The sequence below is a fragment of the Rhodobacteraceae bacterium D3-12 genome (genome assembly GCA_025916135.1).
GTDB lineage: Bacteria > Pseudomonadota > Alphaproteobacteria > Rhodobacterales > Rhodobacteraceae > JAKGBX01.
In genome coordinates, this window is the sequence record CP104793.1 from 985791 (window position 1) to 998807 (window position 13017).

At 61.5% G+C, this 13017-nt stretch carries 10 protein-coding genes and 1 pseudogene; 9 read left to right on the plus strand and 2 right to left on the minus strand.

Annotation, left to right across the window (positions count from 1 at the left end; translation table 11 throughout):
* Positions 1 to 25: 25 nt before the first annotated feature.
* From N4R57_04955 to N4R57_04970, 4 genes are read left to right on the plus strand one after another with little or no spacing between them, the layout of a single operon-like run.
* Positions 26 to 907, plus strand: a complete 882-nt coding sequence (locus N4R57_04955) for a formate dehydrogenase accessory sulfurtransferase FdhD (GenBank protein ID UYV38429.1) — start codon at positions 26 to 28, stop codon at positions 905 to 907.
* Positions 904 to 1521, plus strand: a complete 618-nt coding sequence (mobA, locus tag N4R57_04960; protein ID UYV38430.1) for a molybdenum cofactor guanylyltransferase MobA — start codon at positions 904 to 906, stop codon at positions 1519 to 1521. Before N4R57_04955 ends, mobA begins: the two co-directional genes overlap by 4 nt.
* On the plus strand, positions 1518 to 2027 hold the full coding sequence (mobB, locus tag N4R57_04965) for a molybdopterin-guanine dinucleotide biosynthesis protein B (protein ID UYV38431.1): 510 nt from the start codon (positions 1518 to 1520) through the stop codon (positions 2025 to 2027). Before mobA ends, mobB begins: the two co-directional genes overlap by 4 nt.
* Entirely contained in the window at positions 2020 to 4128 is a 2109-nt protein-coding gene (locus tag N4R57_04970; GenBank protein UYV38432.1) for a molybdopterin-binding protein, read from the plus strand. The genes mobB and N4R57_04970 overlap by 8 nt, the downstream gene beginning before the upstream one ends.
* 46 nt (positions 4129 to 4174) lie before the next feature.
* On the opposite strand, the gene N4R57_04975 is transcribed toward N4R57_04970, so the two are convergent.
* A complete protein-coding gene (locus N4R57_04975; GenBank protein ID UYV38433.1) occupies positions 4175 to 5200 on the minus strand; it encodes a hypothetical protein in 1026 nt (341 codons plus the stop codon).
* Positions 5201 to 5221: 21 nt separating this feature from the next.
* A pseudogene (greA, locus tag N4R57_04980) lies at positions 5222 to 5690 on the minus strand (transcription elongation factor GreA).
* Positions 5691 to 5892: 202 nt separating this feature from the next.
* Here greA and N4R57_04985 point away from each other — a divergent pair.
* From N4R57_04985 to N4R57_05005, 5 genes are all read left to right on the plus strand, one after another.
* Positions 5893 to 7521, plus strand: a complete 1629-nt coding sequence (locus tag N4R57_04985) for an arylsulfatase (protein ID UYV38434.1) — start codon at positions 5893 to 5895, stop codon at positions 7519 to 7521.
* Between the two features lie 208 nt (positions 7522 to 7729).
* Entirely contained in the window at positions 7730 to 9379 is a 1650-nt protein-coding gene (locus N4R57_04990; protein UYV38435.1) for an electron transfer flavoprotein-ubiquinone oxidoreductase, read from the plus strand.
* Positions 9380 to 9584: 205 nt separating this feature from the next.
* Positions 9585 to 11297 (plus strand): tetratricopeptide repeat protein, encoded by a 1713-nt coding sequence (locus tag N4R57_04995; protein ID UYV38436.1) that lies wholly within the window; start codon positions 9585 to 9587, stop codon positions 11295 to 11297.
* On the plus strand, positions 11290 to 12114 hold the full coding sequence (locus N4R57_05000; protein ID UYV38437.1) for a 4-(cytidine 5'-diphospho)-2-C-methyl-D-erythritol kinase: 825 nt from the start codon (positions 11290 to 11292) through the stop codon (positions 12112 to 12114). Before N4R57_04995 ends, N4R57_05000 begins: the two co-directional genes overlap by 8 nt.
* A gap of 107 nt (positions 12115 to 12221) precedes the next feature.
* Positions 12222 to 12557, plus strand: a complete 336-nt coding sequence (locus tag N4R57_05005) for a hypothetical protein (GenBank protein ID UYV38438.1) — start codon at positions 12222 to 12224, stop codon at positions 12555 to 12557.
* The last annotated feature ends 460 nt before the right edge of the window (positions 12558 to 13017 follow it).

Genomic DNA, 13017 nt, shown 5'->3' on the forward strand with positions numbered 1-13017 from the left:
TATCGCCGCCATGGGGAAGTTGCAATTGGCAAAGCTTGAAATCACGTCGCAATATCTCATCGCGCCCGATCCCGCGAACCGTCGGCTGACGCGCGGGGTCACGGGAACCGACCATCTCGGCCAACCCATCGAGGCCCGGGTAATCGAAGAACGCCCCTTGACGATTTTCCTCAACCGGCAGGAAATTGTCACCGCCATGACGATAGGTGACTACCCCGAATACCTCGCCCTAGGGTTCTTGCGCAATCAAGGGATGCTGGCGGCGGATGAGGAGGTGACCTCGGTCGATTATGATGACGAGCTTGAAACCGTCGTCGTTCGCACCGCCTCTGAAACCACCTACGAAGACAAGCTCCAGCGCAAGACCCGCACGTCGGGGTGTGCCGTTGGCACCGTGTTTGGCGACATGATGGAGGGGCTGGACAAGGTGACCCTGCCGCCCACGCCGCTCAAAACCTCCGACCTCTATGCGCTTTCGTCGGCGATCAATCGCACCCCGTCGCTCTACCTCGAAGCGGGGGCGATCCATGGCACCGTGCTCTGTCAGGGCGCGCGCCCCTTGGTTTATATGGAGGACGTGGGCCGCCACAACGCGGTCGACAAAATCGCCGGGTGGCTGTTTTCCGAAGGGCAGGGGGCCGGTGACAAGCTGCTTTACACCACCGGGCGGCTGACCTCGGAAATGGTGATCAAAACGGCGCTCATGGGCATTCCCATCCTCGCCTCACGCTCTGGGTTTACCGCTTGGGGCGTGGAAATCGCTCGCCAGGTCGGCCTCACCCTGATCGGGCGACTGCGCGGCCAGCGGTTTGTCTGTCTCAGCGGAGAAGAACGCTTGCTGCGCGATGCCGACCTTTCGAAGGTGCCGGATGAGCCGAAAAAAGCCCGCCGCAAGGGCGCATCATGAGCGCGCCTATCGGCATAATCCTCGCCGGTGGGTTGGCCCGCCGCATGGGCGGTGGTGACAAAGCACTTTTGCCCCTGACCTCGCAACAGGGGCAGGGGACGTTGCTGTCGCATGTGATCGCACGCCTTGCGCCGCAAACCACCTCGCTTGCGCTCAATGCCAATGGTGATCCTTCTCGCTTTGACAGCCTCGGGTTGCCCGTCTTGCCCGACACGATTAATGGCTTCCCCGGCCCTCTCGCGGGCGTGCTGGCGGGCATGGATTGGGCCGCAGAACAAGGCGCCGACGCAATCGTCACCGCCGCCGCTGACACACCGTTCTTCCCGCACGATCTGGTGGACAGGCTGACACAGGCCGCCGCTGGAATGACCAACCCTCTTACCCTCGCCAAGACGGATAATGGCCGCCACCCCACCTTCGGCCTCTGGCCCGTGGCCCTGCGCCATGATCTGCGGGATGCCTTGAATGGTGGCTTGCGCAAGGTGGTGCAATGGACCGACGGGCATGGCGCCGCCTCTGCCCATTTTCCCGGCACCGATCCCGATCCGTTCTTTAACATCAACACGCCCGAAGACCTCGCCATGGCGCAATCCATAGCCAAGGCCGCGCCATGAAAATCTATGGCGTTACCGGCTGGAAAAACTCCGGCAAAACCGGCCTGATGGAGCGTTTGGTGAGCGAATTCACCGCCCGCGGCCTGACCGTTTCGACCCTCAAACACGCCCACCATGCGTTCGACGTTGACCAAGCCGGCACCGACAGCTTCCGCCACCGTGCCGCCGGGGCCGGACAAGTGCTGCTCGCCTCCGGTCGCCGCTGGGCCTTGATGAGCGAGCTTGGCGACGCGCCAGAGCCGCCCCTGACAGAGTTACTGGCCAAGCTGAACCCCTGCGATCTGGTCCTGATCGAAGGCTATAAACGCGCCGACCACCCCAAGATCGAAGCACACCGCGCCGCGACCAAACAGCCCCTCATCGCGCCCGATGACCCCACGATCCGCGCCGTGGCCAGCGATAGCGACCTGACCCTTGATCGCCCGGTGTTTGATCTGAACAATACCAAGGTGATTGCCGATTTCATCTGGGCTGAGGTGGCAAACAAGGTTGCGCAAAATGGCTAAGTTCGACACCTTTATCATGGTCGATTGGTCCGGCGGAAATGACCGTGGCCCCACGCCTAAGAAAGACGCAATCTGGAGCTGTGTCGCCGGCGAAGCGCCGCTCTATCATCGCAATCGGCAGACCGCCGAAGATTGGCTAACCACCCGTATCGGCGAAGAAATAGACGCCAATCGCCGCGTCCTCGCCGGGTTTGATTTCCCGTTTGGCTATCCCACTGGCCTCACTCGGTCCCTAACCGCCACCGACGACCCGCTTGCCCTTTGGGCGTGGTTCGCGGATCAGATCACGGATGCGCCAAAGTCCAACAACCGCTTTGATATCGCAGGCCGCATAAACCGCCTGTTCGACGGCATTGGCCCCTTTTGGGGCAATGGTCTCAAGCGCGACATCCCCGATCTGCCCCGCAAGGGGCGGGCACGCAATTGTTTGGCCTTGCCCGAATGGCGCGAGGCCGAACGCCGCGCCAAGGGCGCGTTTTCTTGCTGGCAGATGTCTGGCGCCGGGTCGGTTGGCGGGCAGGTGATGATGGGCCTGCCCGTGCTCCACCGCCTGCGCGCCCGCTTCAACGGTGCCGCATGGCCGTTTGAACCGCTCGGCAATGCCCCTCTGGCGCTTGTCGAAATCTGGCCCTCCCTGATTGGCGACGCAGTCAAAGTCGCGCAACGCGCTGACGAAATCACGGATGCGGCACAGGTGCGCCTGCTCGCCGGGGCGGTCGCGGCTCTGCCGCACGACACTCTGGCACAGATGCTCGCCGACACCCCTCCCGAGGCTGCGCAGGAGGGCTGGATTTTTGGCCTCGGTCACGAGGATACGCTGCGCCGCGCGGCGCGAACCATTTCTGATCTTGCCCCGCCGCCGCTTCGTGACGATTGCTTTGCCTTGCCCGCTGGCGTGAATTGGACGCCGGTCGACGATGCGCTCGCCTTGCTGCGTGACCGGCTTACCCCTGTCACCGGGTTCGAAACTCTGCCGCTCAGCGAAGCACTCGGGCGCACGCTCGCCGAGCCTGTCACCGCCCGTCGCTCCAATCCGCCGCTGCCCAACACCGCCGTTGATGGCTATGGCTTTGCTCATGAAAGCCTGCCGCCCGGTGATCCGGTTTTGCCGCTGGTCGCCGGTCGCGCCGCTGCGGGCCTGCGCTTCAATGGCTCCGTCCCGCCCGGCCATGCGATCCGCATCCTGACCGGCGCGGCCTTGCCCGATGGTGTTGACACCGTTGTCTTGCAAGAAGACGTGCAACTCGGCGCCGGAGAGGTGGCCTTTCGCGGCGGCGTCAAACCCGGCGCGAACACCCGCCGCGCCGGGGAAGATGTCGAAAAAGGCGCGGTGATCCTGCCTGCTGGACGTCGCCTTACGCCTGCTGATCTCGCTCTTGCCGCTGCTGTTGGCCACGCGGCGCTGCCCATCCGCAAACCGCTTAGAGTTGCGGTGATTTCGACCGGAGACGAACTGGCCGAGCCGGGCGACTCCGTCAGCGCCGGTCAGATTTTCGACGCCAATCGCCCGATGCTGCTCGCCTTGCTGCAACGCGCGGGCCATGTCGCGATTGATATGGGGCGTGTCCAAGACAGCCGCAGCGCCATGCGCGCACGCTTTGACGCCGCCGCGGCTGGGGCCGACGCGATCCTCACCTCTGGTGGCGCATCGGCGGGGGATGAAGACCACGTTTCGGCCTTGTTAACCGAAGCCGGTGCCATGGCGCTCTGGCGGATCGCGGTCAAACCGGGCCGCCCGTTGGGGCTTGGCCTCTGGCAGGGGGCGCCGGTGTTCTGCCTGCCCGGTAACCCGGTGGCAGCAATGGTCTGCACCTGTGTTTTCGGGCTGCCTGCGCTGGGTCTGCTTGCAGGACGCGGCTGGCAGGCCCCGCGCGGCTATAGCGTTCCGGCGGCCTTTACCAAACGCAAGAAACCGGGGCGGCGCGAATACCTGCGCGCCCGGATGCGCGATGGCCGCGCCGAGGTGTTCAAATCCGAAGGGTCGGGCCGGATCAGCGGCCTAAGCTGGGCCGAAGGGCTTGTAGAACTGCCCGATCACGCGCTCGATGTCGCGGAAGGCGACCCCGTCACCTTCATCCCTTGGGATGGTTTTATAAGCTAACAGGGGCGCTCTTTCCCAAGGTCGACCCTCCGAAACTTATGCGAAATCAGTCAAACGTGCCCGCGACCCGCCCCAACAGCATAAAGGCGCGCGCCGTGCGGGTGTTGGCAAGATCGGTGATTTCCTCGTCGCTCGCGCCTTCTTCGAACTCCGTGAATATCTGGTCAAACTTGCGCAGAAAATGATGCGCCGCATCGCGGAAAATCGAATCCTGCCGCATCCGTCCCGCCGCCAGCGCCAAAGACGACCGGTCGCGCACCCCTCCGAGCGAAGCCACAGGGCGCCCACGCTCTCCGGCGGCGAATTTGCGCCAGATTTCGGGGCGTGCCATGTCGGGGCGCAGATCGTCCATGTATATGCCGTCCTGACTGAGCAGAGTCAGCACGTCCTGACTGGCGCGCACCAGTTGGCTCGCCTGATGATCTTTGAGCGCCTTGCGCAAGGCGCTGAACCCTTCGGCGTCTTCTGCGGTTTCGGGAAAGTTCATCGCCCGAACGAAATCGCCCCGCGACAGGGGCGGCGTCATGTCTTCGGCCCGCGTGCCAAGGGGCAGGGCGGTTTGCTCGTCGGCGACGGCCGCAGGGGGCTCGGTGGCCGCGGCCCGCACCGCACCGCTATCGCGCGTCGAATGGAACATGGCCAAGGCGGTTTCGGTTTTCTTTTGCGCCGCAGCGATCTCGTCCAGCTTCTTGGCGACCGACGTGTCGACCACCGCACCGCGCCCTTGGCTTTGTGCAACATAGGCCTGCCGGATCGCGTCGATGGCCCCCTGCAAGCGGCGGCTTTCCTCGCGCATGACCTTGGATGCCCGCGCTGCCGTTGCCGCGACCCAGATCATCGCCACTGGCAGGAACACCGCCAGCATCGTCATGATAAAGCGCAACGTATCAGGGCCGCTGCCGCCGCTTTCGGGCGTGACCTCAGGCGTGAGAGCGACAAAGAACATCGCCGAGCCGACCAGCCATAATCCCGACAAGGCAATCGCGATAATCTCGATGGCCGAAATCATCGGCTGGCTTGGCCGGTCATAAATGCCCAGAGGGGTCGGGCGGCTGTCCTGTTGGTCACTCATCGCCGGTCTCGTTTCACCGTCTCAGACGTATTTGATCGTAAGCACTTCATAGCTGCGCACACCGCCGGGGGTGCGCACTTCGACGCTGTCGCCTTCATCTTTGCCGATCAACGCACGCGCAATCGGGGATTTGATGTTCAGCAATCCCTTTTCGACATTGGCTTCATGCTCTCCGACAATCTGCCATGTCTTTTCTTCATCGGTGTCCTCATCCGCCAACGTCACGGTCGCGCCGAATTTGATCGGGCCCTTCAACTTGGTCGGATCAATCACTTCGGTCAGCCCAACAATGGCCTCAAGCTCTTGAATGCGCCCCTCGATGAACCCCTGCTTTTCGCGCGCCGAATGGTATTCGGCGTTTTCCTTGGTCCCCCAACTCGCGCGCCTCGGCAATCGCCTGAATAACGGCGGGGCGCTCAACGGACTTGAGCTTCTTCAATTCGGTTTCAAGCGCGGAATGCCCCGCGCGGGTCATCAATATCTTTTCCATGTCACTGCTTTCGTCGTGTCTTGTCAGCCGCTTGGCGTTTTACATATGGGCCGCGGCGGTTGAATTCACCATGTCCACAAGGCGCGGTGCATTGCAATAGAGTAAAGACCATACGCCTTCAATGGGCGGAATTCTCTCACACCGATGCTCGCCTAACAATCCGGGGGCTGGCCTTCTCTGATTCTGCTGGTAGCATCACAACATGCCCAATACGCCGAACGCAAAGCGCCCGAATGCCATCCTTATCCTCGCCGACGATATGGGGTTTTCCGATATCGGCTGCATGGGGTCCGAGATCAACACCCCCAATATCGACGCTATGGCGCGGGGCGGGCAAACCTATACGTCGATGTACAATTGCGCACGCTGTTGCCCGACCCGCGCCAGCCTGCTGACCGGGCTTTATCCGCACAAGGCGGGCATCGGGCACATGACGGCGGATTACGGCTCGGCGGCGTATCAGGGGTATCTGCGCAACGATGCGGTCACCATTGCCGAGGTGCTGCGCCTTGCGGGCTATCGCACCTTGATGAGCGGCAAATGGCACGTCGGCGGCCCCTATGACCCGCGCGAGGCAGATGTCTGGACACCGGGCGACGTCGGACAGCCAACACCGCGCCAGCGTGGGTTTGACCGTTTCTTTGGTACAATCGACGGCGCAGGAAGCTATTTCTTCCCCCATTACATCGGCGAGGATGACAGCCGCATTGATGTCACAAGCGACGATTTCTACATGACCGATGCGATCTCGGACAAAGCCGTTGATATGGTGGGCGAGGCGGTGGGCGAGGGGAAACCCTTCTTCCTCTATCTCGCCTATACCGCGCCGCATTGGCCGCTTCAGGCCCACGCCGAAGACATCGCCCGCTATCAAGGAACATACCTCAAAGGGTGGGACGCGCTGCGCATCTCCCGCCACGAAGCCATGCTCGGGCGCGGTATGCTGCAAGGTAATTGGGAGATTTCGCCCCGCGACCCTGATGCTCGCCCATGGGAGCATACCGAAAACAAGGATTGGGAAGACGCCCGCATGGCGACCTATGCGGCGATGGTTGAAAGCATGGACCGCGGCATCGGTCGCGTCATGACCAAGCTCCGCGCGCTCGGGGTCGAAAAAGACACGCTGGTTCTGTTCCTCTCCGACAACGGCGGGTGCGCGGAATTCATGGAGGAAGACGGCTGGGCCGCAAGCTATCCCGACCGCGGGTTTGACGGCGAAAGCATCACTGCGGGCAATATCGCGGGGCTTGAACCCGGTCCCGGCACCACATTCCAAAGCTATGATGTCGCTTGGTCGAACGTCTCGAATGCGCCCTTCAGGATGCACAAGACTTGGGTGCACGAGGGCGGCATATCTACGCCGCTTTTTGCCCATTGGCCCAACGGCATCAAAGCTGGCGGCATCGTGCATCAGGCGCGACATGTGGTCGACATCATGCCAACGATTCTCGATGCAACAGGCGCCAGCTATCCGCAGGATTTCGACGGCCACGGCATTCAGAAGCTCGACGGGGAAAGCCTTGGGCCGTTGTTCCGCAATCATGACGCCGAACGCGAAGCGCCGATTTTCTGGGAGCACGAAGGCAATTGCGCCGCCCGCATTGGCGATTGGAAGCTGGTGCGCGAATTTGGTCAGGACTGGGAACTCTACAACATGCGCGATGACCGCACCGAGCTTCACGACCTTCGCTTGAAAAACGCGCCCAAGGCCGCGGAACTGCTCAAGGAATACGAAAATTGGGCCGATAAGGTGGGCGTTGTCGATTGGGGCGTGATCCGTGACCACCCCGACATGGATTGGGTCAAACCCGAACGCCCCGAGCTTGACTGATCCCCGCACAGCGCCATCCTGTCTGATGTGCGAACCGGGTGAAAACGGGCCGAAACAACAGGACGCGGCCCAAAAAACCGGATTTTACCTGCTGCCAGATGCCGCGTTTTACGTGATTAACGTGGTGTTGCGATTGACCTAGGCAAGCGGGGCCATGTAATCAGGCGCGAAATAAAGTTACGCCACGCCGTTAGATAGGGAAAAACACATGTCTGAGACCGCGCGCGAAGCCATGGAATACGATGTTGTGATTGTCGGAGCGGGGCCTGCTGGCCTCTCCGCGGCAATCCGGCTCAAACAGCTTGACGCAGATTTGCAGGTTGTTGTGCTGGAAAAAGGCTCGGAAGTGGGCGCTCATATCCTGTCCGGCGCGGTGCTTGACCCTTGCGGTCTCGACGCGCTGATCCCCGACTGGAAGGAAAAAGGCGCGCCGCTCAATACCCCGGTCGAGCACGACAATTTCTATATGCTGGGCGAGGCGGGCGAAATCCGCGTGCCGAACTGGCCGATGCCGCCGCTGATGAACAACCACGGCAATTACATCGTCTCGATGGGCAATGTTTGCCGCTGGATGGCCGAACAGGCCGAAGAGCTGGGCGTCGAGATTTTCCCCGGCATGGCTTGCTCCGAACTGGTCTATGATGACAACGGCGGCGTCAAAGGCGTGGTTGCGGGGGTATTTGGCCTTGAACCCGACGGCTCGATCGGTCCCAACACCGAGCCGGGCATGGAATTGCACGGCAAATACGTCTTCCTCTCCGAAGGTGTGCGTGGCTCGCTCTCCAAGGAAGTGATCGCCAAATACGACCTCTCCGCCGGAAAAGAGCCGCAGAAATACGGCCTTGGCATGAAAGAGATCTGGGAAGTCGACCCCGCCAAGCACAAGGAAGGCACCGTCACCCATACGATGGGCTGGCCTCTCGGCAACCGCGCAGGCGGCGGGAGCTTTGTCTATCACCTTGAAAACAATCAGGTCTACGTCGGGTTTGTGGTCCATTTGAACTACAAGAACCCCTATCTGTTCCCCTACATGGAATTCCAGCGGTTCAAGCACCACCCGATGATTGCGGACCTGCTCGAAGGCGGCAAACGCGTGGCTTACGGCGCGCGCGCCATCACCGAGGGCGGTTATCAGTCGATGCCCAAACTGGTCGCACCGGGTGTTGCGCTGCTGGGCTGTTCGGCGGGTATGGTCAACGTGCCACGGATCAAGGGCAACCATAACGCGATGCTCTCGGGCAAAGCCGCAGCCGAAGCTGCGCACGCCGCCATCAGCGCCGGCCGCTCTGGGGATGAACTGAGCGATTATGCAACCGAAGTGCATGATGGGGCGATCGGCAAAGACCTTAAAAAGGTCCGAAACGTCAAGCCGATGTGGTCGAAATGGGGCCTCCTGCCCAGCCTCGCGCTCGGCGGTCTTGATATGTGGACAAACACCTTCGGCTTCTCGCTTTTCGGCACGCTAAAACACGGCAAGAACGACGCAAACGCGACCGAAAAGGCAGACAAGCACAAGCCCATCGATTATCCCAAACCCGATGGCAAGATCAGCTTTGACCGCCTGACCAACGTATCCTTTGCCATGACCAATCACGAGGAAAGCCAGCCTTGCCACTTGCGTCTCGGCGATGAAAGCATCCCGATCGAGGTGAACCTGCCGAAATTCGCCGAACCGGCTCAGCGTTATTGCCCGGCAGGGGTTTACGAAGTGGTCGAGGAAGAAGGCAAAGACCCGCGTTTCGTGATCAACTTCCAGAACTGCGTGCATTGCAAAACCTGTGACATCAAAGACCCCAGCCAGAACATCACCTGGGTCACCCCACAGGGCGGTGACGGGCCGAATTACCCGAACATGTAATATCGTCGGGGGCGACCACATAGCGTGCGTCGCCCCCGCCCTCGGCTAGCGGACCAATTTTCTTCGCAAGAAAATTAGGCGAAATCTTTGAAAGATTTCGCTCCGCCCCGCTCACATCTTTGCGCGTTTCGTCTTGTTGCATTGCGTTTGCGGGCGGTTGCGCTACTCTGCCCTTCCAGATCGGCAACAAAGGGCACCCTCGCATATGAAAGCCATTAAACTCGCCGCCGTCGCCGCCTTGGCGATGCAGCTCAGCATCCCTCCGGCCATGGCCGATGGGCTTTCAGGGGCTTACCTTGCCGGGCGACAGGCGCGATACAGCGGCGATTTCGCTGCCGCCGCGCAATATTACACCCTTGCGCTGGCACGTGATCCGTCCAACCCATCGCTGATGGAAGCCGCTGTGCTGTCCTTCCTATCGCTGGGCCGCTTCGATCGCGCTTTGCCGATTGCCACGTTGATGGAGAAAGAGGGCCACGCAAGCCAATTGTCGCATATGGTGCTTTTGTCCAACGAAGCCTGGAATGGCCGCCATGACGATCTGCTCAAACGGATCGAAGACAAGCGCGGTATCGGCGCTCTGGTTGATGGCTTGGTTGGCGCATGGGCGCATCTTGGCAAGGGGGCCATGTCCGACGCAATTGACGCCTTTGACTCCATGGCCAAAGAGCCGGGACAGCAAGGCTTCGCACTCTATCACAAATCACTGGCGCTCGCGATGGTCGGCAATTTCGAAGGCGCCGAAGAGATCCTCGGCGCAACCGGCCCCGGCGCCGCCGTGCAAACCCGGCGCGGGGTAATCACCCGGCTCGAAGTGCTCAGCCAGTTGGAACAAAACGACAAGGCGCTCGAAGTCTTGGAATCCAGCTTTGGGAAAACGCTCGACCCGGAACTCGCCCTGTTGCGGACCAAGCTCAAGGCCGGTGAAACGCTGCCCTTCACCATGGTAACCTCGGTGCGCGATGGCATGGCCGAGGTGCTCTATACCGTCGCCGGTGCCATTCGCGGCGAAGCGCGCGATGTCGACACAATTCTCTTTGCCCGCATGGCGGAATACCTGCGCCCCGGCCATATCGACGCGATCCTGCTCACTGCGGAAATCCTCGAAGACATGGAGCGATATGATCTCGCGACCGAAACCTTCAACAAAGTGCCCAGCGATGATGCGGCGTTTCATGCCGCCGAATTGGGCCGTGCCGATGCGCTGCGCAAGGCCGGTAAACCGGATGCAGCGGTTGAGGTATTGCAACAGCTCGCCAAGACCCACGGCGACCTGCCGGTGGTTCACAATACACTCGGCGACATGCTGCGCACGATGGAGCGTTACAAAGAGGCGATCACTGCCTATGACCGTGGCATCGCCCAATACGATAGCGCCGAGGCCGGCCAGTGGTTCGTCTATTACGCCCGTGGGATCTGTTACGAGCGCACGGACAACTGGACCCAGGCCGAAGCCGATTTCCGCAAGGCGCTGGACCTTGACCCCGACCGCCCCGAGGCCCTGAACTACCTCGGTTATTCGCTGGTTGAAAAAAGCGAGAAGCTGGACGAAGCCCTCGCCATGATTGAACGCGCCGTCGCCGCGCGGCCCAAATCGGGCTATATCATCGACAGCCTCGGCTGGGCGCTCTACCGCCTTGGTCGCTACGAAGAGGCGGTCGGCCATATGGAACGCGCAACCGAACTCATGTCGGTCGATCCGGTGGTGAATGACCACCTTGGCGATGTCTATTGGGCGGTGGGGCGCACCCGCGAAGCCGAGTTTCAGTGGAAGCGCGCGCTCTCCTTTGTCGAGTACGGTGAAACCTCCGAAGACGCCGACCCCGACCGCATTCGTCGCAAAATCGAAATCGGCCTCGATAAAGTCTTGGCCGAAGAGGGGGCCAAGCCTTTGAAAGTGGCGGGCGAGGATGGCTGACGCGCGGGGCTTCGCGCCCGCCAAGGTCAATCTTTCGCTGCATGTGACCGGCCAACGCGACGACGGGCTGCACCTGCTCGACAGCCTCGTGGCCTTTGCCGATGTGGGGGATCACCTCACCATCTCTCCCGCGACCGCTTCAACGCTCTGCGTTGATGGCCCGATGGCTGCGGGCGTGCCGCAGGATGCGCGCAACCTTGTCCTCAAGGCCGCCGCATGGATGGGCGAAACCGCCGCGTTCACGCTTGAAAAACACCTGCCTGCTGCCGCCGGGATAGGGGGCGGCTCCTCTGATGCCGCCGCTGCGCTGCGCTTGCTGGCTGACCTGACCGGGCGGCCCATTCCCCACGGCAGCGAGGCGCTCGGCGCGGATGTTCCGGTCTGCCTTGCGCCCAAGGCGACCCGCATGCGTGGCATCGGCGAGGCGCTCGCGCCTGTTGCCCTGCCGCCCTTGCCCGCTGTCCTCGTCAATCCCGGTGTCGAGGTGCCCACCGGCGCGGTGTTCTCTGCTCTGCCGACCAAGGAAAACCCACCCATGCCCGCCGACCTGCCGCGCCTGTCCAACCCGGTGCAGGCCGCCGATTGGCTGGCCTCTCAACGCAATGACCTTGAAGCACCGGCCATCGCTTTCGCGCCGGTGATCGGCACGCTTCTCGACGTGCTCAAGGCGCAGCCGAAACTGTGCCTCGCCCGTATGTCCGGCTCTGGCGCGACCTGTTTTGGCCTGTTCGAAACCCAGTCCGCCGCTGAAAATGCTGCAAACAAGATTCGCGCCGCATTCCCCGCTTGGTGGGTGGTGGCAACCAAGCTCGGTTAAGCCGGCGCTGACATTTTTTGTGCGAATTGTTGCTGTGCCACAACATGCCCCCTTGCGGCGTGACTCGGAAAGGGCCATGTTAGGGACAAGCACAAGGGAGTTTCGCAATGCCCAAGCTGATCCGCATGTATATCATCAACGTCGCCATTGGATTTGGCGTCGCCGCCGCTTTTGTAGGCATGTTGCTGTGGTTCAATGTCGCGAATCTCTGGCATCTGGTGTCCCATTCCGATCAAGGCTGGCTTGCGGTCCTGATCCTGTGGTTCGCCAACGGGATTGTATTTGCCGGCGTGCAATTCGCGATCGCCGTGATGCGCATGAAGGACGATGATGACGACGGCCCCGGCGGGGGCTTGCGCGAACGGGTCGCACCACGGACACAGCAGCCCGTACCGGTGCGTGTCGCCGCGCAGAACAAGCGCAAACCATACGACCTCCGATAGACCAGTTTAAAAAGACCAGATAACAACGACCCAAGACTCCAGTCACTAAAACGCGCTCCTCCCTCGGGGCGCGTTTTTTTTGGCAATAATTGCTCTCGCTTGGCGAGGCGGGCGTTGGTCAGGGAAGGATCGGGAAGGCAGCGCGCCTGAGCAGCGCCCCAGAAGGGCTGCACCGTGCGCCAATGCTCATGCAGATAAGCGGCGGAACCACCCGGACCGTTGGGTTATCTCATTCCCGAGGACCTGTATATACAGGTGGGCGCCAGGTAACCGGACCAGAGCCCGGACAGAGCCAGCTCCCTCGGAATTGCTTAAGGCCACCGGAATGCAACCGTAAAACGAGAGGGGCAGAACCGCCACTCACCGACATAGGCACGGGCTGGGCCGCTGACAAGCCTCATTCGCTCAAGAATTGCAATTCCCGCTTGAAAGATGTTCATCTTTTGTTCATCTTGAGGGG